Source organism: Deinococcus radiopugnans ATCC 19172, assembly GCF_006335125.1.
In the GTDB taxonomy this organism is placed as follows: domain Bacteria; phylum Deinococcota; class Deinococci; order Deinococcales; family Deinococcaceae; genus Deinococcus; species Deinococcus radiopugnans.
The window spans coordinates 42,852-63,500 of the sequence record NZ_VDMO01000012.1; the positions used below are offsets into that span (position 1 = coordinate 42,852).

24 protein-coding genes are annotated in these 20,649 nt (G+C 65.1%); 7 read left to right on the forward strand and 17 right to left on the reverse strand.

Going from position 1 to position 20,649, the window contains the following annotated elements; genetic code table 11:
* Positions 1–107 precede the first annotated feature (107 nt).
* The 9 genes from FHR04_RS12145 to FHR04_RS12185 all read right to left on the reverse strand — a co-directional run bounded on the left by FHR04_RS12145 (position 108) and on the right by FHR04_RS12185 (position 6,550).
* Complete coding sequence (locus FHR04_RS12145; RefSeq protein WP_139403672.1) at positions 108–1,064, reverse strand: bifunctional DNA primase/polymerase; 957 nt, start codon at positions 1,062–1,064, stop codon at positions 108–110.
* A 107-nt stretch (positions 1,065–1,171) separates the two neighbouring features.
* On the reverse strand, positions 1,172–1,432 hold the full coding sequence (locus FHR04_RS12150; RefSeq protein ID WP_139403674.1) for a hypothetical protein: 261 nt from the start codon (positions 1,430–1,432) through the stop codon (positions 1,172–1,174).
* Positions 1,425–2,036: a ParA family protein gene (locus FHR04_RS12155; protein ID WP_139403676.1), complete on the reverse strand. Its 612-nt coding sequence runs from the start codon at positions 2,034–2,036 to the stop codon at positions 1,425–1,427. Before FHR04_RS12155 ends, FHR04_RS12150 begins: the two co-directional genes overlap by 8 nt.
* A gap of 202 nt (positions 2,037–2,238) precedes the next feature.
* A complete protein-coding gene (locus FHR04_RS12160; protein ID WP_139403678.1) occupies positions 2,239–3,039 on the reverse strand; it encodes a DUF3846 domain-containing protein in 801 nt (266 codons plus the stop codon).
* 52 nt (positions 3,040–3,091) lie between these two features.
* The gene (locus FHR04_RS12165) at positions 3,092–3,604 is read right to left on the reverse strand and encodes a hypothetical protein (RefSeq protein WP_139403679.1); all 513 of its coding nucleotides are present in this window, start codon (positions 3,602–3,604) and stop codon (positions 3,092–3,094) included.
* Between the two features lie 129 nt (positions 3,605–3,733).
* Positions 3,734–3,943: a hypothetical protein gene (locus tag FHR04_RS12170; protein WP_139403680.1), complete on the reverse strand. Its 210-nt coding sequence runs from the start codon at positions 3,941–3,943 to the stop codon at positions 3,734–3,736.
* Between the two features lie 197 nt (positions 3,944–4,140).
* Positions 4,141–4,632 carry a J domain-containing protein gene (locus FHR04_RS12175; RefSeq protein ID WP_139403681.1) on the reverse strand — a complete coding sequence of 164 codons (492 nt, stop codon included), beginning with the start codon at positions 4,630–4,632 and terminating at the stop codon, positions 4,141–4,143.
* Between the two features lie 720 nt (positions 4,633–5,352).
* Complete coding sequence (locus tag FHR04_RS12180; protein WP_139403682.1) at positions 5,353–6,258, reverse strand: Fic/DOC family protein; 906 nt, start codon at positions 6,256–6,258, stop codon at positions 5,353–5,355.
* A 46-nt stretch (positions 6,259–6,304) separates the two neighbouring features.
* The gene (locus FHR04_RS12185; protein ID WP_139403683.1) at positions 6,305–6,550 is read right to left on the reverse strand and encodes an antitoxin VbhA family protein; all 246 of its coding nucleotides are present in this window, start codon (positions 6,548–6,550) and stop codon (positions 6,305–6,307) included.
* Positions 6,551–7,133: 583 nt separating this feature from the next.
* Here FHR04_RS12185 and FHR04_RS12190 point away from each other — a divergent pair.
* The 4 genes from FHR04_RS12190 (at position 7,134) to FHR04_RS12205 (ending at position 12,636) form a co-directional block, all read left to right on the forward strand.
* Entirely contained in the window at positions 7,134–8,006 is an 873-nt protein-coding gene (locus FHR04_RS12190) for a hypothetical protein (protein ID WP_139403684.1), read from the forward strand.
* On the forward strand, positions 8,003–9,112 hold the full coding sequence (locus tag FHR04_RS12195; protein ID WP_139403685.1) for a WD40 repeat domain-containing protein: 1,110 nt from the start codon (positions 8,003–8,005) through the stop codon (positions 9,110–9,112). The genes FHR04_RS12190 and FHR04_RS12195 overlap by 4 nt, the downstream gene beginning before the upstream one ends.
* A gap of 103 nt (positions 9,113–9,215) precedes the next feature.
* Complete coding sequence (locus FHR04_RS12200) at positions 9,216–11,273, forward strand: WD40 repeat domain-containing protein (RefSeq protein WP_170213942.1); 2,058 nt, start codon at positions 9,216–9,218, stop codon at positions 11,271–11,273.
* A 67-nt stretch (positions 11,274–11,340) separates the two neighbouring features.
* Positions 11,341–12,636: a hypothetical protein gene (locus tag FHR04_RS12205; protein WP_139403687.1), complete on the forward strand. Its 1,296-nt coding sequence runs from the start codon at positions 11,341–11,343 to the stop codon at positions 12,634–12,636.
* 184 nt (positions 12,637–12,820) lie between these two features.
* Here FHR04_RS12205 and FHR04_RS12210 read toward each other — a convergent pair whose 3' ends face one another.
* Positions 12,821–13,495, reverse strand: a complete 675-nt coding sequence (locus FHR04_RS12210) for a recombinase family protein (RefSeq protein WP_139403688.1) — start codon at positions 13,493–13,495, stop codon at positions 12,821–12,823.
* A gap of 103 nt (positions 13,496–13,598) precedes the next feature.
* Here FHR04_RS12210 and FHR04_RS12215 point away from each other — a divergent pair, with 103 nt between their 5' ends.
* Both FHR04_RS12215 and vapC read left to right on the forward strand, forming a co-directional pair.
* Positions 13,599–13,835: an antitoxin gene (locus tag FHR04_RS12215; RefSeq protein ID WP_139403689.1), complete on the forward strand. Its 237-nt coding sequence runs from the start codon at positions 13,599–13,601 to the stop codon at positions 13,833–13,835.
* Positions 13,832–14,245: a type II toxin-antitoxin system tRNA(fMet)-specific endonuclease VapC gene (gene vapC / locus FHR04_RS12220; RefSeq protein ID WP_211344193.1), complete on the forward strand. Its 414-nt coding sequence runs from the start codon at positions 13,832–13,834 to the stop codon at positions 14,243–14,245. The genes FHR04_RS12215 and vapC overlap by 4 nt, the downstream gene beginning before the upstream one ends.
* A 40-nt stretch (positions 14,246–14,285) precedes the next feature.
* Here vapC and FHR04_RS12225 read toward each other — a convergent pair whose 3' ends face one another.
* The 3 genes from FHR04_RS12225 to FHR04_RS12240 form a co-directional block, all read right to left on the reverse strand.
* A complete protein-coding gene (locus FHR04_RS12225) occupies positions 14,286–14,552 on the reverse strand; it encodes a helix-turn-helix domain-containing protein (protein WP_139403690.1) in 267 nt (88 codons plus the stop codon).
* A gap of 66 nt (positions 14,553–14,618) precedes the next feature.
* A complete protein-coding gene (locus tag FHR04_RS12230) occupies positions 14,619–15,113 on the reverse strand; it encodes a hypothetical protein (protein WP_139403691.1) in 495 nt (164 codons plus the stop codon).
* Between the two features lie 954 nt (positions 15,114–16,067).
* Positions 16,068–16,625, reverse strand: a complete 558-nt coding sequence (locus tag FHR04_RS12240) for a hypothetical protein (RefSeq protein WP_139403692.1) — start codon at positions 16,623–16,625, stop codon at positions 16,068–16,070.
* Between the two features lie 548 nt (positions 16,626–17,173).
* Here FHR04_RS12240 and FHR04_RS12245 point away from each other — a divergent pair.
* Positions 17,174–17,572, forward strand: coding sequence for a hypothetical protein (locus FHR04_RS12245; protein WP_139403693.1), 399 nt, complete (start codon positions 17,174–17,176; stop codon positions 17,570–17,572).
* A gap of 148 nt (positions 17,573–17,720) precedes the next feature.
* Here FHR04_RS12245 and FHR04_RS12250 read toward each other — a convergent pair whose 3' ends face one another.
* The 4 genes from FHR04_RS12250 to FHR04_RS12265 all read right to left on the reverse strand — a co-directional run bounded on the left by FHR04_RS12250 (position 17,721) and on the right by FHR04_RS12265 (position 20,599).
* Positions 17,721–18,380 carry a PepSY-associated TM helix domain-containing protein gene (locus tag FHR04_RS12250; RefSeq protein ID WP_139403694.1) on the reverse strand — a complete coding sequence of 220 codons (660 nt, stop codon included), beginning with the start codon at positions 18,378–18,380 and terminating at the stop codon, positions 17,721–17,723.
* Positions 18,358–18,915 (reverse strand): DUF2271 domain-containing protein, encoded by a 558-nt coding sequence (locus FHR04_RS12255; protein ID WP_139403695.1) that lies wholly within the window; start codon positions 18,913–18,915, stop codon positions 18,358–18,360. Before FHR04_RS12255 ends, FHR04_RS12250 begins: the two co-directional genes overlap by 23 nt.
* Positions 18,916–18,971: 56 nt before the next feature.
* Complete coding sequence (locus tag FHR04_RS12260; RefSeq protein WP_249039103.1) at positions 18,972–19,940, reverse strand: FAD:protein FMN transferase; 969 nt, start codon at positions 19,938–19,940, stop codon at positions 18,972–18,974.
* Positions 19,941–20,023: 83 nt separating this feature from the next.
* On the reverse strand, positions 20,024–20,599 hold the full coding sequence (locus FHR04_RS12265) for a hypothetical protein (RefSeq protein WP_139403697.1): 576 nt from the start codon (positions 20,597–20,599) through the stop codon (positions 20,024–20,026).
* Positions 20,600–20,649 lie beyond the last annotated feature (50 nt).

The window sequence follows — 20,649 nt, forward strand, 5'->3', positions numbered from 1 at the left end:
CACAGTACCCCTGTCGCCCAGCGGGGGCTGAGTAAGCCAGCGGTATCAGATTTGGTCCACCGTCCCAACAGTGGGTTGGCACAAATAGCTCCAAGTGGGACCAGTCCTTACCCCTCCTCGCTGACCCACCCCCCGACCCGGCGTGTCCAGGGCTGATTGCGAGGATACCGGTAAGCGCTGCGAATGGCCGTGACCGCCTCACCCACCGAAAAGGGAGAAGCCTTGGTGGCATAGACCCGCTGCGCGTACTCGTCCGCGCAGGCTTCAGCCTCCTCGGCGGTGTACCCATTGGCATGAAGCCACAGGCCTAGCATGAAGGCTCCCCGGTTCCGGCTGACCGGGGCGTAGCGCTCGGCCCGGTCCAGCATCAGCCACACCGGCACCCGTCCACCCTCCTCCACCTGCGCCCCTGAGAACGGCTGGGGTGAACCTGTGGCCGGGCCTGGCGAGGTCAGTCCCAGAGCCTCGCGCAGGCGGTACTCGGCCCCCGCGACGCGGACCGTAAGCGGCACCTGGTCAATGGTCAGGTCATGCCGCTCAGCGGTGCGCCGGTACGGTCCTGCCCGGTTGCGACTGGGCGGAGCCATGCAGTAGCCGCCGTCGCCCCGCACGTCCACGCCGGGCGGAAGGGCGGCTTTGTTCTTGGAAGCGTTGGACGGGACGTACCAGCCCGGATGTCTCAGGTAGAAGTGCATGCCGCCGCTGGGCGTGAGGACATGCGGCTGCCAGCCCAGACTCTGAACCAGCGCCAGTCCTTCAGGGTCAACGTCAATGGCGACGTACCCGCTGAGCGCGCCAGTAACCAGCCCCAGCCCCCGCGCGCGGTGCTGCAAGTACCAGGCCTCCAATTCTTCCAGGGTGGGCAGCCGACGTTGCAGGGCTTTCCAGGAGCTGCGGCGCCGGCCCTCGCGGTCCAGGGAGAAATGGCCGGTGGCCTTCAGCGCCTGGTGGTGGGGCTGCTTGGCTTTCGGGGAGAGGCCGCCGCCAGTGGGAATAACGCTGATCTTCCGGGCCACCAGTCGCTTGGCCTGCTCAAGCATGAGTTCAGGTTCGTTATCGTGCATCTCAGCCTCCCTGGGCCGATTCAAGCACCTTCTGATGCCGTCAATATTAAAATAATTAGCTAATAAAATAGTCTCTATTTAGAAGCGGGTGGTCCCGCCTGCTTCGCTCAATCCTCGCTCAGTTCTGGATGATGGCGGGCTAGATACTCCGTCACCGCGTCGTGCAACGTCTCGTACTGCTTGCGGCCCTCGCGGGCGGCGGCCTGCTTCAGGCGACGCTTGGTTCCGGCGAGCATGTGGCTGCCGAACTGCACCAGCTTCTCTTCCGGTTCGGGCAGCGGCTCCGGCGGGGGGGCTGCCGCTTCCGGCTTGGACTGACGAATCGCGCGCAGATCAAAGCGGGCCGGTTTCTTGGGCGCTTCAGACATGGGCCAGCACCTCCCGCGCGGCGCTGGCGTACTCCAGGGCCAGCAGCTTGGCATAGCGGTTGCCCTTGAGGGCTTCGAGCGGCACCCGCCGCTCGGCAGCGTCGCCCACAGCGGTGCTGTGGCGCACGATGGTGGTGAGCACCGGAATCTCCTGCTCGGCCAGGGCGTCGCGCAGCTCCTCGCCCCGTCCGCCCATGTTGGCGACGATCAGCACCTGATAATTGCTGATCCCACCCTCAACAAGGGGGGTCAGGGTACGAATCAGACCGGTGGCGCTCAGACCGTCGGGCTTGGTGGGAATCAGGAGCAGATCGCTTTGCTGGGCCAGGCTCAACAGATCGCCCCCCTGCTCGTTGCCCTTGGTATCGATCACCACGTACTCGAAATCGGCCCCGTCGCTGGGCTGGTACGCCCGGTAGGGCTGGGCCTCGAAGGTCCAGCCGTCGAAGTCGCCCTCCCGCCACACGGCGGAACATTGCAGCTCGTCATCGGCGTCCAGGAGCAGGGTGCGGCCTTTGCGGCCCAGTTGCTGGGCCAGGTGAATCGCCGTGGTCGTCTTGCCCACGCCGCCCTTCATATTGCCTATGGAAATGATTTTGGGCATACACTATTCTACACTTTTAATATTAAATTAGCAAACTATTTTGTATGGTGTTTGGAGCCGTAGCAGTAAAAAACACGGCTCGGATGGGAACTCCAGCTCCCTCGCCTTCGCGCAACTCCAAGCTCCGACTGTAAACAGGGAGGGACGAGGGACAGCGGAGCACGTTTTGGATGCAAACTGCTTCGACTCTGGAACGCGTCCCTCAAGTGGCCCAATCCAGGGTCAGCCCAAGCTCTCCACACGCCTCTCCCGCACCGTTCAGGGCCTCGTCCAGGCGCTGGTGTACCTGGGACGGGTCTGCCGTCCCAGTGGGAATCAGGATCACCGGGCCGCAGGGCGTGTCCGCCAGGCCCAGCGCGGCGCGGGCCACCTCGTTGGGGCACGGGTCACGGGGAGCGACGCTGGAAATCACCGCGTAGGCCGTGACCTGCTGGGCGTGCGGCGGCAGGCGCTGCCCTGCGCCCAGCCGCTCGGCGATCCAACGGCGGCCCTCCTCGATGGGTTCCAGGTCATGCCGTTCGGTGCGTCCGTCCGGGTGAAGCGCATACAGAAAATGACGCACAGGAGGGCGGGCGTCGATCACAGTGATGTCTTCGGGACGACTCACCCCCAGGGCCGTCAGGGCAGCCGGGTCACCTTCCAGGGCGCAGGCGTACAGGTTGACCAGACCGTCAGGAGAAGTGGCCTGCTGACGCTGCTTGGCAGGGCTGGGGCCATCGGCGGGGTCATGCGGAACAATCACGATGGGGCCATGCAGCGGCGGATACTGGGTCAGGTCCAGTCCGATGAGGCGGCTGCCGATCCAGTTGGGGGGCAGGTTGTGGATCAGACCCTCCTCGTTGATGACCACCTCATGGCTGTTGAGGGCGTGGTAGTGGGCCGGAAGGTACTCGATCCAGCCGCCCACCGCCGCCCTGAGCAGGTTCAGGGTGTCGGCCTCCGGGCCGATCTCGGTCACGTCTTGCCGTCCGTCGGGGTGAATCACGCGCAGGGTGGGGGTCATGGGCACTCCTTGGGGAAACGGGGGAGGGCTTGTCCCTCCCCACGGGGAGAACTTAGGCGGCAGCCTGGGCCGGGCGGCGGCGCTGAAGCTGCGCGGCCACCTCGCGGGCTTTCGGGTACAGGCGGCACAGGTGGCCCCAGACGGTCTGCGCTTCTCCCTCCGTCAGGTCCGCGAGGGTGGACAGCGGCCACGGCTCGCCCAGCGCGGCGGCGCTGAGCGCGTAGTGCTGGGCGTGGGGAAGGCCGGCCAGACCCATGATCTTGTGGAGCGCACAGGCGCGGGCCTTGCCGATCACCGGGGCGGGCAACGGCTGACTGGCGGGCAGCCGCTCCTCGCTGAGCAGGGTCACGATGTTGTCGCGGTCTGCGAGGTAGCCCACCACGCGGTTTAGAGCACCCTGGGCCTCGCCGTCGATTTCGGCGGTCTTCGCGCCGCTCCCATCGGCGCACAGGGTCACGGTATGGGAACCCAGATACACCGTGGCGCTGGGGCCGTCGCCCCAGGTGCCGTAGACGTCAACTTTCCAGGTGCGGCGAATGTTGCGGGGGGTGCTGCGGTCTTGCATTTCGTTCCTCCTTGCCCTGTCCGGGGTAAGAACATAGTACCGCAAATGCGGTACTATGTCAAGCTTTTCAGCATGCTAGACGCCAGATAAGGCGCCGCGCCGGAGTGCAGCCCCCACCGCCGGACAGGATCAGAAAGAAGCGGTCAATTGCAAAATGGCAAACAGGTCAACCTGACTTGCGGCGGCGGTGAGTCTGGCGCTGGCCGTCACGTCGTCCAGGTCAAGGGTGGACAAATCGCGGTGCAACGCTTCAGCGCGGGCGGCGTGCCTCGCGCAGTCGCTGCGGCGGTCTGGGTTCGGCACCGCGCAGGGCGTGGTGCGCAGGTGCGTCAGGGTCACGGCAGCAGCGGGATTCCCAGTACGGGCAGCGTGCTGGGCATCTCTGAGACGCTGGGCGTACAGAACGCGCACCATTTTGATGGTGGCGGCGGCGTGTTGGAGCTCAGAACTGCACCTGGGGTGGGCGTCGTTGGGCATGGCATCATTCCCCCTGTCGCGGGCCGGCCCGCCTGACGCGCGGGCCAGCCCCAAAGGTCTTACACGGCTTTCAAAGAGCGCGAACGGGGAGAGACCTTTTCGCTGCCGTACTTCTCGCGTAGTTCCTCCATGCTGGTGTTGCTGCGGCCCCGGCTGAATTTTCCCTTGAACGCCCACATTTTCCGCTTGCCCATGAACCAGTAATCGGCCGCCTTCAGCGCGTCCTTGTGGGCGCGGGTGTCGCCGCCCACCCAGACCCACGCCCCGACAATTTCAATGTCGAGTCTGTCCAGGTGCGCGATTTTCTCGACGGCGGCCCTGACCCTGGCCTCCACCTCGGCCTCTTCGGCGCGGCTCTTGTACCACTTGTCCTCACCGTATTCCTCGTCCGGCTTGGCGTTCAGAATCCGCGTCATGGCGGCTTCGTAGGCGTTGTTGATGGTCTGCATCTGCTGCGTGCTGCCGCCCTTGTCCGGGTGGTACTGCTTGCAAAGCTGGCGGTAAGCGGCTTTCAGTTCGGCGGCGTCGGTGATGTGCTGGAAATGGTCCATGTGCGTCGCTCCTTTGCCCTGTCCGGGGTAGGTCAATAGTACCGCATTTGCGGTACTACGTCAAGTGTTTCTCCCTCTGGATAGAGAAAACTACCCTCCTACCCCTGGACGCCCACACCCCGCCCCTTCGGGCGGGCGTGTGCCGCCCCTGGCGGCTCCTGGCGCCCCCCTCGCCCCCTCGCCGCGCCGCCCCGCACCTTTCTCCCCACTCCTTTGCTGAAGCTGCTGTCAAGCGAGGCCGCTCTCGGCGGCCCCGTCGTAACCCGGCCTCCCCCTGGCCGGGTTTGACAGCGTTCTGCGCGCTTTGCCACCCTGGAGGCCGCAGGCCAGAGAAAAAATGTCGCGCCCCTCCCTGACGTTTTTTCTCTGGCGAACGCCGGTCCGGCGAGGACCTCTGCCTTTCAGGCGTGACCGCAGGGAACAGAGGGGCTGTGCGCCGTCAGGCGCTCCATTGGGTCTTGAGCAGCCCTTCTTCACGGATGACCTCAAGGTCCGCAAGGGGGGGTACAAAAACCGTTGTGCTGGGGGGCAGCGGGCGGCGTTCCATCAGCCCGCATCCCGGCCCCCAGCACGCTTTTAGGTTTTTGTCAGGGGGGTGCGCCCCCCTCCTTGAAGACAACCCGGTCACCCGATCAGAAAGAAATCCAGCGCTGAGCGAGTTAAATATTTTTCTATTTAAATAAGTTAGTCAGGCGATGGCCTCGGCACTCTCAACTGCCATCACAGGTCCAAGTCGATCTGGCGTATGCGTCCCTGGCCCTCACCGTCCTGGTCAGGGGGACCATAGTCCGTGGCCGTGAAGTGAACCGTCCCGCTCGGCGGCCCCTCCTCCAGGGCAACATCTCGGGTCTGCGCCACGATCACGTCCCCTCCAGACCGCATCACCACCACCTCTGGGCTGCTCAGGGCCACCGGACCACTGTACTCACGGCCCGGCGTGGCGGTGGCGATGTACATTTCCTGCCAGTTCACCCGCTCCTGGTCAAGAAAGCCCTGCGCCTTGTCCAGCGCCGCCACCCGCTGGGAATCGCTGATCTCCTGAAACAGCCGCTGCATCCCGGACAGATCGCCCATCCGTGCCTCCAGGCTGACGATGCTCATCCGCTCGGCGCTCACCACATCAAAGTTCAGGGGATGACCGGCCTGCCCGGCCAACTGAAGCATGAACTCGCGCTGGGTGCGGCCATTGCCCTCCATGAACGGATGGGCGTTGTTGATCTCAGAGAAGGCCAGCGCGGCCCGGTCCGCGAATTCAGCGCGGGGGAGACCCCGCAGGTGATCTTGCTGCTGGAGTTGAAGGAAGGTGGCCTTCAAGCTGCGGTCCACCTGGTTGCTTGGCACGAACGGCACCGGCGTCCGCCCATCATCCTTGTGAATCAGGGGCGCGGCTTGAACCTGCTGGCCTTCGATCTGCATCGGCTGATTGCGGGTGGTCCCGGCCCACTCGTAGATGTCCTGAAAGATGTGCTGGTGGATCGCCCGCAGGTGGTCCAGGTCAAAGCGCCCGCTGCGGGTGGCCTCCGGCGCCGTGCCGTTCCTGATCTCCAGCATCCGGGTGAATGTGGTGTCGCGTTCGATGAACGACAACGCCTCGGCGTCGTCCAGTCCGAGGCGGTTTTTGGGCACTCCGTTGTCGTAGGAGAAAAACGCTGGACCCCTGGTCACGCCGGGGTCACTTCACGGTCACGCCGTAATGCTCCAGCAGCTTCGCGCGCATCTCGGCGGGGGTAAGGGTGCCGTCGATGTACTGCTGGCTCAACGTCTGGGCGTAGGGCGAGATGTCGCCCCCCTCGATCTGCTGGGAACGCCGGACGCTGTGAACGTCCCTGGCCCGCCGATTGCGCTCGGCTTGGGCCTGGTCATACGCGGCACTCCTGGCCTCCAGCTCACGGCGGATCTGGTCTTGAATGGTGGTCATCTCGCCCTCCCGTAAGGAGCTAATACTAGCATAATAGCTGTCGCTGTGAGCCTTTTTGGCCTCTTGTCAGGTCTCGACACGAGCGGACCTGAGGAGTTTAAAGGAGGCGTTATCAAGCGCCAAATGTCAGAGATCGTGCCTCGTCGGCACGCCGCTCGGTTCGGCCGGCGCCGGCTCCGCCGCGCTTCTCTCCCGCCGTCGGTGGGCGCTCTCGAAGCGCAGCTCTTCCACCAGTGCCAAAGACCTGCTCCACCAGATGGGGAGCCTCAACGTCCCACGAGCGCCGATCTACGGTCTCCCACTGCGGTGGTGCCAGGGACAGCGCCCGCCAGCGCCGGAACTGCTCGGCGTGCACCTCCAGCCAAGAGGCTCGCTCTCCGTGCTGCCGCTGCGCGCGGCCGAGGATGGCGATGTCCAGCACCTGTGGCCGTCCCCTGGCCTGCGAGCGGGTGGCGTGGAACCGCTGGATCTCCCCCAGCAGGCCGTCCACCCTCTCCGTGAGTGGAATGACGCCCGTTGTACCGGTCTGCCTGGCTTCACAGCGCTCTCACGCCGGGTCAGAACCCAGCCGACAAGCTGAGGCATGTCCCTCAAACTGCTGACCCTCCTGGGCGTGTTGACCCTGACCTTCGGCCACGCTCAGACGGCTCCCGCCCCGTCTGCCGACACCGCCAGCGAGCTGCTGCAACGGGTCATCAATCCCGACGGGCCGGGTACGGACAGCCGCACCGAGGTCTTGGTCGGCCAGGTGCCTGCCGGGTTCGGTGTGCCCCTGCCCGCCGGAAGCCGCGTGATCGGCGCGATCAGCATCACCTTTCAACGGGGGGAGGCGCCCTCGAACACCGCCGTGCATTTCGACACGGCCCTGAGTCCAGCACAGGTCACCGCGCACTTCACCAGGGCGCTGGGCGTAGGCTGGCTGGAAGCCCCCGACTTTCTGAACGGTCCTTACGAGCAGCAGGGCGGCTTCCAGCCGGGCAATGCCGTCGGCAACCTGGCGCTGTACCGCAAGACCCCGGCCGAGCTGCTCCACGTGACCATGCGGGTGGTGGGGAACGTCACTCAGGTCAGTCTCCGCAAACAGGCGGGAGGCGACACCGAACGCATGTTGGAGTACATCGGGGCGCGTCCCCCGGCGCCCCCGGCCTTCCTGGTGTTGCCCAAACTGGCCGCTCCGGCGAACAGTGTCGTTCAGCCGCAGGGGGGAGGTAACAGTAGCGATGGGGTAACCCAGAACGCCCGCATCGAGACGAAGCTGGACCGCCAAGCCCTGGTCGAGCACTACGCGGCGCAACTGCGGCAGGCAGGCTGGAAGCTGGTGAATCAGGCGGACGCAGGTCAGGCCACGACGACCATCTGGTCGTTCACCCAGAACGGAACGGAGCGGGTGGGCCTCTTGATCGTCACGGGCGAGTCGCCCTACCGCGCCACCCTGATGACCCAGGCGACCCGGTGAAGCTGCTCTCCCTGCTGCTGCTGGCTGGACCGGCCCTCTTTCCCCCGATCTTCAACCGGTCAGTCACGGTGTCCACGCCCGTACTGGCTGAGCATGTGGACTATCAGCGGGCGGTGGTGTCCTCTCCAGATGACGGGGCCGTGACCCTGATTCCCCGGACCGGCACGCCCCGCACGGTTGAGGTGGGGTCCGGCAAGGTCCGGAGTGTTCACGTCACGCTGGCCGGGCGCACCCTGGGCCTTCAGCTCGACTTTGAGGCCTGCCGGGTGGTGGTCTGGGACTTTACGGCGGGGAAAGCGGTGACCCACCTCCAGGGGAACTTCAAAGAAGTGCTGAGCTGCAACCGGGAAACGGAATTCCACTTTCATGCGAACTTCACCCCGGATGGCCGCTTCCTGCTGACCGCCGACGAGACCGGGGTGCGCCGCTGGGATGCCCGCAGCGGCAAGCTGCTGGGCGCGCAGCCGGGCCGGGCTGCGACGGTCTTTGTCAATGAGGCTACACCGGAAGTTGTGGCGGTCGCCGTGACAGAGGCGGGACCGCAACTTCAGGTGTGGAACAGCATCCTGACCCGCAGAGTGGCGGCCCTGAAGACGCTGCCTCCCACCTGTCTACGGAATCCGCAGCCGGGCGTGGCCCTTTTCGGAACCACGGCGACCTTCAGTTGCCGGAGCGAGGTACAGCAGTGGGACTGGAAGACCGGGAAGGTGCTGCGTCTGGCCCGGCAGACCTCGGTCGATGTCTTCGACGAGACGCCCAGGGTCTATGACCGCTATGTGGCGCTGGCCGAGGATGGACGGGGCGCGGCCCTGTGGGACACCCGCACGGGGAAGCGGCTGATCCAGGTCAAGGTGCCTGAGCGGGTGCAGGTGACGGACGTGGCCTTCGCGCCAGGCGGCTTCCTGATCGTGGCGCGCAGCGATGGCAAGGTGCAGACGTATGACGCGGCCCGGCAGGGGCGGCACCTGCGGACGCTCGACGTGTTCCCGCAAGGGGCCGGGCAGCAGCACCTGACCCTGCGGGCCAGCCCGATGTGGGGGCAGATGCTCGTCGCCACGCTGGGTCAACCTGGCCGGGCCAGGGTGATTGATCTGGGACGAGGCTGATTGCCTCGTGACCCTCCCCCTGTTGATGGTTCAGTCTGTGGACGCCCGCCGCCTCCGCCTATTGACGGGTGCGCTTCTCTGCTCCACGCCTTACCCTGCCGCTATGTCAAAACGTACGCCTGTCGCCACCCTGCTGCTCGGGCTGCTCGCTGCCTCTGCCCAGGCTGCACCGGCAAAAGTCAGCTTCGATCTCCTCCGCACGGTGCAGCCGGTCCATCTCGGCTCCGGCCCTCTGGCGCTGAGCGCGGACGGCCGGCGGTTGGCGGTCCTGGACCTCAACTCCACCGATACCCGAAAATCCAGTCTGGTCGTGCGCGAGGCACAGACCGGCCGGGAACTGTGGCGGGTTCCGGCCCCCGACAGTTACGGTGAAAGGCTGGTGTTCAGCCCCGACGGTCAGACGCTGCTGCACCTCGGGCAGGCCGCCCGCGCTTACGACGCGGCGACGGGCAAGCCACGCTGGGCCAGGACCGAGCCGAAAACGTCCTACACGGGCGCGATCTTCAGTTCGGACAGCTCAGCGGTCTACCTGTCGTCGCTGGAGAACTGGGCGACGCCTCACCTGACCCGGTTGGAGAGCACCGGTGGCGCGGCGAACTGGCAGGGGTTCGCCCCATCCGCTTCCAGCAAGGACGAACACCCCATGGAGGGCTTCTACAGCCGGGTCACGGCCCTGACGTTGAATCCAGCAGGTGACCTCCTGGCTACGGGGTCCTTCGGCGGCGGTCTCGTGCTGCGCCGCCCGGACAGCAACGGTGCCACCACTATCCTGACTGACCCCCCCATCTCAAAACGGCCCACGCAGGCGGCGCTGGCAGGCAAGACCGCGCACGGCGGGCAGGTGCTGGGCCTCGTGTTTGCCCCCGACGGCAGCCTGATTTCCGGCGCGAACGACGGCACCGTCAAACGCTGGGAGGTGGCGAGTGGTCGGCGGCTGGCGTTGGCCTTGCTCCCGGGCGGTGTCCAGGCGATGACGCTGCTGCCGGATGCTCAGGGCCTGCTGGTCACTTCCAGCATGAAGGTGGTGCAGTTGAGGTTGCCCGACTTGCAGGAAGTGCGGCGCTTCAGCGGGCATGTCGGGCAAATCACCTCCCTGGCGACCAGCGGAAACACGGTCTGGACGTCCAGCCAGGACGGCACCACCAAGCGCTGGAAGCTGCAAAGTGGGCCAGAAGAGGCAACCTTTGGCCGGGTGAAGGTGGCAGCAGTCAGTCCCGACGGTCAAACCTTCGCGCTCAACCTGGGCGACTCGACGGTGCGCCTGACGGACGCGAAAGGCAACGCCCTGCGGACGTTGCGGGGCTTCGTCTCGCCGTCCAAGAAAGCCTGGGAACACATCGGCGCGCGCTCGCTGGCGTTCAGTCCCGATGGAAAGACGCTGGCGGGCGGTGTGGTCAGCAAATTTCGCATGACCATGGAGTCGTATACCAGCGACACCACCGGCTATCTGTGGGACGTGAAGACAGGCCAGGCCCTGCGTGCCCTGCCGGGGCTGCCCGGCGAGGCCGTGACCTTCAGCCCGGACGGCGAGCAACTGCTGGGCGTCAGCACCCAGGACGGGTCGGTGCCCGGGTATCAGGTGCGGCGGGTCAGCGACGGCGCGGTGCTGGCGAAACCCTGCGCCCCGTTCACACCTGACCGCAGCAACCTGGTCGGTCCCTCCTGCCCAGTGGAGCGGGTGCGCGGCGCGTCCTGGGTAGGCCAGCGGGTGCGCGTGTTGAGCATGCCGGGCGACGCCGGGCGTCCAGCCACCTCCGTCAAGGACGCGGTGACGGGGAAGGTCCTCACGTCCTTGGGCAAACTTTGGCAAAACGGCCCGGCGATGGGAATCAGTCCGGACGGCACGCGGGTGGTCAGCCTCGCTCGCAACGGCTTGCGGGTCTGGAGCGGCGGCGGCCAACTACTCAAGACCTGGCCGGACATTCTCGATGCGCTGCCCTATAACAACGGCCCGCTGTTGTTCAGCCCGGACGGCCAGCGGTTCACCTACCCCGACCAGACCCTGAACCCGCCGAAGCTTCACAGCGCCCTGACCGGCGAGGTGCTGGGGACGCTGAATCAGAAGACCAGCGCCCTGGGCTTCGTGCAGCGGGGGCAGGCGCTGGTGACCCTCAGCCCGGACAGGGGCGTGCAATTGTGGCGCATCCGTGCGGCGAAGTGACGCCTGAGCAGAAAGCCGTCAGCCTGAACTGTCAGGCTGGCCCTGCTCTATCCCACTGAGGCCACCCATGAACCGGAAAACGTTTGTTCTGCTGCTCACCCTGCTGCCCTCCGCCGCGCTCGCCACGGACCTCCGGGTCTACCCAGCTTTTACCGAAGTGCAACAACCCGCGCCCCCTGACCTGACTTTCCCCTTCAGTCAGTGGCGCTGGATTCAGCCCGGCAGCTTCGCGGTCAGCGGCGGAACTCCGGCAGCCCTCTCGCTGCAACCCGCTGAACTGGACTGGCTGCGGACTCAGGAAGGCAAGAGCGTGACCTGGGTGCAGGCCGGTCAACCCCCTGTTCAGGCCACCTTCGAGCGGGCCGACGACCTGCTGCTCAAGCTGAGCACTGGCGGGTATGTCAACGCCGGGCGCAGTGAGCTGGCGTTCAACGAAAAGCCCCCGGTGCAGGGGGGCGTCTCTCTGAAACTCAGTGGCCTCGATACGGTCAAGGGCGCCAAGCTGATCTACCGCACGCAGGCCCTGTCGTGGAAGCCGCGCTATGAACTCAACCTGAATGGGACGGCGGCAACGCTGGCGGCGCTGGCCCAGATCAGCAATCTCAGTGACCAGGTGTTCACCGCACAAAAAGTTGACCTCTACGGCGGCAGCGTGCAGCAGCAGTACCAACCTACGCCACTCCCCATGCCGGTGAGTGTGAGTGAAGCGCAAGCAGGGCGAACAGGGGCGGGACTCCTCACGTCAGCCGCTTCAAGTCCCGTGGCCCTCGACCAGATCCGCAGCGTTGGCGAAGTGCGCGGTCTGCAAGGCTACGCCCTGCCCGGCGGCCTGAACATCGGACGCGGGGAATCGCTGACCTTGCCCTTCCTCCAGCCCAAGGTCAGCGCGTTCATCCGCTACGCCAGCGTGCAGTCGTATTTCGATGCTCAGAACCGCTCCGGTCAGACGAACCGCCATTACAAGTTCACGTCGTCACAGTCCCTGCCCACCGGTTTGGTCGATGTGCGGGAAAGCGGCCTGCTGGTGGGCAGCGTCCAGCTTCCGGCGATTCAGGCGGGCAAACCGGTTGACCTCGACCTCGGCGCCGATGCCGAACTCCGCTACGAGAAGACCGTCAAGCGCACGGGTCAGGAGAAGAACGAGAAGGGCCAAGTGCTCAACAGCACCTATCAGGTGACGTACACCCTGGTCAGTACCAAGAGGACGGCTACGCGGGTCAATGTCCGTGAGCAGCTCTATGGGCGCAGCGTCTCGGTGAACGGTCAGGCCGCGCAGAACGGGCAGATCACGCTGACCCGTCAGGTGGACGTGCCCGCTGGGGGCAAGGCCAGCCTGGGCTTCAAGCTCAAAATCATGAATTGATGCTGCCCGCTTTATGGTGACCCAGGGGGCACCTGGGGACGGTGATGCTGGGCCAGACCTCCTCAATGGCTCGCTGCGCCGTCCATCATCCAACAGCGCAGTGGTGTGGGCGTGCCCGAGCCTGTGCAGCGTGCGGGCACCTTCGGGGGGCCACTGAGCGTCCCGCTGAAAAGACGCTCGCTGCCTACTGCCCATCCCCCTCCTTCGACACTCGTCGCAGGACATTCCGCACCTGAACGGGGCGCCAGAGTTTGCCCATCACCGTCCGGTGGCCCTCGGCGTTCAATCGGTCCGCGATCCGCTGCAAGGTCAGGCCCTGCGCCCGCAGCACCTGGATGTAACCGCTGACCAGCCTGTAGGCCTCCACCGCACTGCTCCGCCGCGCTTGCGCGCCCCGCTGCCGGGCCTCGGGGGTCAGGTTCTCCGGCGTGCCCAGTTTGACCCCTCTGGCTTTGGCCGCCGTCAACGCGTCCTTGGTGCGGGTGGAGATCATCCGGGCTTCCTTCTCGGCCACGGCCGCCAGAATGTGCACAGTCAACGAATCCACCTCGGGCAGGTCCACGGCGGTAAAGCGCACCCGGCTTTCCATCAAACCCGAAACAAAATGGACGTTGCGGGCCAGGCGGTCGAGCTTGGCGATCAAGAGTTCGGCGCCGTCCCGCCGGGCGTGTTCCAGGGCGCTGGCCAGTTCGGGGCGGTGACGCTTGTTGGTGCCGGTCTCGATCTCGGTAAACGAAGCGGTGACCTCGTAGCCTCGGGCTCGGGCGAAGGCGGCCACGTTCGCCTGCTGGGCTTCGAGGCCCAGCCCCGAGGCGGCCTGTTTCTGGCGGGAGACCCGGTAGTAGGCGACGGCTTTCATGGGTACGGGTAGTATAAAGGTCCACGAATGACCGTTCAAGGAGCTTTATAACACCCGTGCTGTTCACAGCGTATATACTCACATGTAGATACGGAGGTTCGCCATGACCACAGCCAAAGTCTTCCAGAGTGGCAACTCCCAGGCCGTTCGCCTGCCCCGCGAAATGCGGCTCGATGTCAGTGAGGTGGAAGTGACCCGTCACGGTGACCTGCTGATTCTCAGACCCCTGCGCCCGGAAGCCACCCTCGCCTCCGCCTTCGACGCTCTGGCCGGAATCGGGGACGACTTCCTCCCGGAAGGCCGCCAGCAAGGGGAGACCCAGGAGCGCGAGACGCTTTGAGCCCGTCCCTGCGCTACCTGCTCGACACCAACATCTGCATCTTCATCATCAAGAACAAACCCGCCATGGTCCGGGAACGGTTGGACGGACTGCGGCCCGGTGAGGTGGGGTTGAGCGCCGTCACCGAGGCCGAGTTGCTACACGGAGTCTATAAAAGCGCGCGGGTGGATCACAACCTCGCGGCCGTGCTGGACTTCGCCTCGCAGCTGGTGGTGGTTCCCTTTGATTCGCAGGTCACGGACGCGTATGGACGCATCCGGGCCAGGCTGGAACAGATCGGGCAGCCCATCGGCCCACTCGATTTTCAGATTGCGGCCACAGCGGTGGCCCACGGCCTGACCCTGGTGACCAACAACACCCGCGAATTTGCACGGGTGCCGGGTCTGAGGATTGAGGACTGGGCGCTCTAAAGTCCGTCAACGGAAGCGCTGCCTCAAGCATGAGTGGGTGTCAGCCAGGATGCTGAGCTGCCCGGTCCCGCTCAAGGGCCTCGGTGTACCACTCTGGTATCCAGTCAGCCACCTGAGACGGTTCAATGCTCAGGGCGTAAGCCAGTTTGTAGGCCATGTTCATGCCGGGTTCCCGGCGGCCCTTTTCGTAATCCCCCACAGAGCCCTTGGTCAGCCCCACCGCCCCAGCAAGCTGTTCCAGGGTCAGCCCCCGCTCCAGGCGCCACTCCCGCAAGGTTTTCACCCGTTTGTCCTTGACCTCTGCCATATACTCCTAAGCGCTCCTTCCTGTCCGGGAGGGCCGGTCTGTCCCACCGTGGGACGGGCCGTTTTGCTATTGGGCCGCATCGTACCGAATCGGAGGCAGAGTTTCATGGTGGTAGAGCGGCGTGCCTGGCAACGCCGATTCGGACACGAAGCCGCGCCACACCGTAAAGGCCGCTTCGCCACCGACGTGGTCCTGGAAGTGGCGCAGCAGGCGGCAGCCTTTCGGCACGATCTCGAACCCTACGCCGTCGCTGGGCCTGAACGGGGGATGAACCCGGACGCTCTTTTCCTGGACAAAGCGGCGGCCATCTTCACCGGCATGGTGAACCATCAACAGGGAGGGGGGTTCATGCAGCGGCACGCGGGCCTGGATGCCCTCGTAGACGGGGATAGACTGCCAGCGCTGGGCATGGAAAGACTCGCGCACATCCAAGTGGACGCTGCGGGCCAACGCTTTGGCACCGCAGTGGAGATTGTCATCGGACTCGATCATCTGCACGAGCCTGAAGATGTCGTGCATCAGGCGCTGCCGGTACCCGTCGCGGGTGGTGGGAAAGGTCATGCGTGCGCCTCCTCGGAGGTGGCCCGGCAGCCGCGCTGCCCGGCGAACATCTTGGGGGTGACGGACAACTCAGGCGATTCGCGTGGCCGCTGCCTGAAAGGGGCTTTCGGAAAGTGCGCCGAGCCTCACGGCGGCAGCGGCCCTGGCGGCGTCCGTGGTGCTGAGGAGCGGCTGATGGGACTGCCCTTCGGCAGAGAAGATGGCCCCATCACGTGGGGTCAGAGCGCTCAGTGAATTGCCAGACCTTGAGGCCAGTACACCTGGCAACCCAGACGGGGATCAGTCTTCCCTTGCTGTTGACGCTCTCGGATCGCCACCATATAGGCCTTTGAATCGCCGCTGTGGGACCGCTCCACCGTGACCCTGAAGCCGTCGCGCCCCATGGCATCCATGTGGACAGCCCCATGCCGCTGGGCCGTCGCCTGCCCGCCGAGGCGTCCGCGTGCTGCCAGCGATCCGTCATGACTCTTCGCTCCTTTGCCCTGTCCGGGGTAGGTTAATAGTACCTCAAATGCGGCACCACTTCAAGCCTTTTCCCTTCTAGGACAAAATTCGCCTTCTCCCTTTCTTTGCTGAAGCTGCTGTCAAGCGGGGCCGCCGAAAGCGGCCCCGTCGTCACCCGGCCTCCCTCTGGCCGGGTTTGACAGCGTTTTGCATGCCCTACCATCCTAGAGGCCGCAGGCCATAGAAAAATGTCAGGGGAGGCGCGCCCTTTTTTCTGTGGCGCACGTCGGTCCGGCAAGGACTCCGCCCGTTGAACATGACCGCAGGGAGCAGCAGAATTGTGCTCCGTTGATCGCGAGGGAGAATCAATATCCACAACGCTTTTGATCGCTCAGGACCACATCACCCTATATAAGAAGCGTGGACACCAGTTTTTGGCCGGTGTCCACATCGCTTGGATTCTTCTCTAGCTTTGATTATTCAGATCAGACAGACCAGAGAGGAGCCTCCTCAGCTTCCGCTGTTCACCGCATTCGGATCGACAGTGCCGCTGTCCGCCTGCCCGGCTGCGTCATCCGCATCATTGTCGTTGAGACTGCCGTGGTGCCCGCCGAAGCCGTGCATCCCGCGCCCACCGCCGTGACCACCCATGCCGCGTCCCAGCATGCCGAAAGGATTGGTTGCCAGTCGAGTCTTCATCTCGGTGGCGCGGTTGCTGGCGATATCGCCCGCCTTGACGCCTTGATCAATGGTGGCGGTGCCTGCGGCTAGCGCGGCGGCCTTGAGCTTGTCCAGGCTGATGCCCAGCCCAGCGGCCAACTTCTGGAGGTAGACATCGGCATAGTTGGTGCCGCTCTGGGTTGTAGGTACGGTCTGGGTGCTGGTGCCGCCTGGGGTCTGGTTGCGCTGACCCGGTTGCGTGGGCTGCACCCGTTGCGTCTGTGCCTGTGCTGTGGCGCTTGCAGTGGCCGTGCCCGCCTGCTGTGCCAGTACCGCGCCCACGGTCAGGGGCAGGGCGGCCAGAGCAATCAGGGGCGTCTTGCGGAAGATGGTCTTGAATCGGCTCATGTTCAGTTCTCCTTGAAAGGTGTGGGCCAGAAACGCTTTCTGGCCCTGGACTCAGCCTCTCAGCAGGACAACAAGAAAGGTCCCACAGCACGCGAAGAAACGGCGAAGGTGGACCGGAGAGGCACGCGGAGTCGGCAGCCGGTAAAAGCGTGCGTGCTCTACGCACTGGGGACGCCACCTTGGTGGGAGTGGCCAGTGGCCTCTGGCAGCCTGGAATTCCAGGGAGTGACACACGGGAAGATGCGTGCTTATGTCGTGGTGGGACAGGAGGGGCAAGCCGGTTGCTCCAACACGAATTGGGCGGGAGTTGCGCGCTGGCTGGAGCGTTTCGGCTCCGTCCTGGACCAGCAGTGGCCGCCGAATACCTGAGCAATTTGACGGGGACAGGAGAACTGAGGGCTTCATTTGAGCGTCCCCGGCAGGAATCCGCGCCTCTACGCCAAACCTGCACTCTTCCTCCACCGCTTCTGAACACGTCCGCCGCATTCTGGGTTCAGGAGGGCAAACGCGGCCAGCAGGCCACCGCCCACATCCCAAGGAGCCTCACCATGAAGAAGCTGATTCTGACCACCCTGACTGCCCTGACCCTCGCTACCACCGCCTTCGCCGCCCCAGTAGCCGAACCTGTGACCGCGATGGGCGGCGACGGGATTTACACCATGCTCTATACCGAGAGTGCGTGGATGTCGCTGATTGTCCCGATGGCCGATCTGAATTACGTCTTGCCGAGCGATCTGAGCCTGGCGGTCAGCGGGCTGCCGAGCGGCACCACCATCACGCTGGACAGCGTGACCCAGCAGGGCGATCTGGCGCTGTTCCACGTCACGGTTAGCCGCGCGGACGAGAGCGTGGGCGTCAATGACACCGCCGTTATCGACGTGCAGTCGGGTGGGCAGACGCTGACGACTGTGAGCATCCCGGTGATGGGCGTGGCCTACGATCAGTAATGACCCACAGCAAGAGCAAGAGAGGCGCGCTTGAAAGCGCGCCTCTTTGCTGTAGTGCGTGAGAACCCGTGGGTTTGGCACTACGTTTTGAGCTGCGGCGGGAGGGGGCGACCCTCCTCACAGCAGTGTCGCCCCCTCCAGTTCTCCCCTACCCGAGCGCCCGCCAGCCCAGCAGCAGTGCGGCCATACTCGCCACGCCCATGACCACCAAAGCCTGTTTGCGGGTCTTTTTGAGGTACAGCAGGATGCCGATGCCGGTCACCGCCACCAACGTCAGGATGCCGCCGCTCACGTCGATCAGCCAACTCCAGGCCCCGCCTGCATCGCGGCCCCGGTGCAGATCGTTCAGGACCGCCACCCCGCCCTGGGCCAGAATCGTGGTGCTGTAGTTGCCCGTCCGCGTGTCGATCACGGTGTCGGCGCTGTAGCCCGGTCCCAGAAAGGAGAGGCTGGCCTCAGTGCCGTCCAGACGGGGTTCCTCGGCGCGGCCCCGCAATCCCTGCTGGGCGCGCAATTCCTCGGCCACGGTCAGCCAGTCCACTGTCCCCGCGCTGATCCAGCCCGTGGGCAGCGTGCCGCTGACCTCATGCCGGACTTCCGAATTGCCGAAGGCCCAGTCGGGATGGTTGAGCGTCATGCCGGTCAGGGCGAAGAACAGCACCACCAGCAGGCTGATCATGGACGTGTAGGTGTGCAGCCAGCGCAGCCAGACGTGACTGCGCGCCTTGAGAGTGCGGGGGCGTGGGGCTGGACGTGGGGAGGGCGCGCCCTCCGCTCCCTGCGGCTCAGGCTTTGCCGTAAGCGACACTGGCGGCCTCGATATCGTTGTCTGCGCCTAGCGTTTTCTTGAAGGCGCTGGCACCCACCGTGACCTTCTCGCGCACCAGGCTGTAAGGCCCGTGTTCCCGGGCCGTTTCGATGCAGACGTAATAATCGCCCTGTTCGGCCAGTTTTCCGGCGTCGGTCTTGCCGTCCCACTTGACGGCGTAGCTGCCGGGATTGCGGGTGGCGCTGCTGACCGTGCTGACCAGTTCCGAGTTCTGCCGGGTCCAGCGGCGTAACTCGGCCAGCCAGCGGGGGTTCAGGCGATTTTGCTGCACCCAGACGGTCAGATTACGAACCGTGTCGCCCGACTCGTTCTCGACCCACACGGCGACGTAAGGGCGTTTAACGCGGCCCGTGGCCTGGGTGGCGACGGTGAAGTTTACGTCCAGCGTCATGCCGGCGGCCCAGGGCTTGCCGGTGGCGGCGCTGGCGAGACTGCCGGGAAGCACACGTGAAAGGGTGAGGGCCGCGCCGGCGGCGGCCAGCTTGCGCAGGAAGGTGCGGCGAGTGTCGGTCATGGTGGGTTCTCCTAAAGTTGAATGTGGAAGGCGAGGTGAGGTTGTAGTAAATGGTCTCAGCGGACTGGAACGTCTGGAGGCCAGAGGGTACTGGGATGTCGCTGTCCGTCTGGCGTAATGATCAGGGCGGCGCAGCCAGGGGTGCCGTCGGTCAGTGTCAGCCCCGCCTGCAGTCCCAGCACACTCAGGGCGGTGGCGAGGGCATCGGCCGTGGCACAGTCGGGGGCGGTCACCGTCACACCAGAAACGTTCTGGACAGGCAGACCGCTGCGGGGGTCAATCAAGTGGGAGTGCCACCGGTCACCCACCTGCACGCCCCGGTAGGCGCTCCCGCTGCTGGCAAGCGCGCCGTTTTGAAGATGCACCTGCACCAGTGGTGGGTCGTCGTCGCGGGCGGTGAAGGGATCGGCCACCATAACCTCCAATCCTCGCCCGCCAGTGGTCCGCAGATCGCCCCCCGCATTGATCATCACGGCCCGGATACCAGGTAAACTCCAGGCCAGCTCAACCATCCGGTCCACGATCCAGCCTTTCGCCAGCGCGTTCAGGCCCAATGGATAGGCAGCGTGCAGGGTGGCGCTGCCGTCGTCGTGCAGCATCCAGGGGGCGCTCTGAAGATGCCTGACCAGCGCTGCCAAGCTCTCTGCGGCTGGCTCCTGACCTCGCGTGTCCGCCGTTTGCCACAGCTTGCCCAGGGCGTCCGCACCAGGATGGAAGGCCCCGGCCGTCACCTCGCGCCACCCGTCGGTCAGCACCAGCACCGTCTGTAGCTCGGGGCTGAGGGGGGTCTGCTGACCGGGTCGGGCCAGCCAGCGCGACAGTTCGCTGCCAGGATCGAATCGATTAAACACCGCGCTCAGCCGCTCCAGTTCGTCCAGCGCGGCACGCTCAGCGGCCTCAGCCTGTCGGCGGGTCCGGGCCACCACCTGGATCTCGACCTCGGTGCCCAGCAACCGCTCATACACACTGCGTAGCCGGTAGGGGGGCCGCAGCACGGACAGGAGCGTGATCAGAGACGGGGACACGGGCACATTTTGATCAGCCTTGTTGAAGATTTGATGCAGGGGCCGCCCGGCTTCAACGCGAGAGGACTGGCGGGCGGGCACGGTCATTTCTTCTGCAACGCGGCGATATACGTCTTCAAGGCGTCGGCGCCGCGTCCGTCTTTGAAGGGGTTGAACTTGCTGGGATCGAACTGGCTGCCCTGAGCGCCCGCGTTTACCGTGTTCCTGCCAGAGGCAGCGCCACCGCCCAAGCCCCCCAGGTTACCGGGCAACAGGACGCCCGCACTGTTCTGACCAGTCGCCTGCCGCTGGGCGCGTTGTGCCTCGCGTTCTTTCTCGTCTTTGATGACCAACGCGTCCAGGGCGGTGAGCTGTGTGTCGGTCAGAATCTTGTCCTCGATTTGCGTCAGGTACTTTTTGGCGTCGTTGGGCTGGATGCTGGTGGCCTTCTGCAAGGTGGTCAGGATGCTCAGCAGGCTCCTGGCCTGGGCCTTGGTCACAGCGGTGGCCTTATTTTTCTCAAGCCCTGGGAGCAGGCGAATGTCCTGCGCCAGGTCATTGGCCGGCTGCATCTGGGTCATGCGGGCGCGCTGCTCCGCGCTCAGGGTTTGCCCGCCTTGCTGGGCGAAGGCGAGGGTGGCGAGGGCAAGAACAGTGGTCAGAACTAGGACGTTATTCATCGGGGTGCTCCTCTGGAATGGGGCGGAAAGTATGGAGATTCAGCTGACCT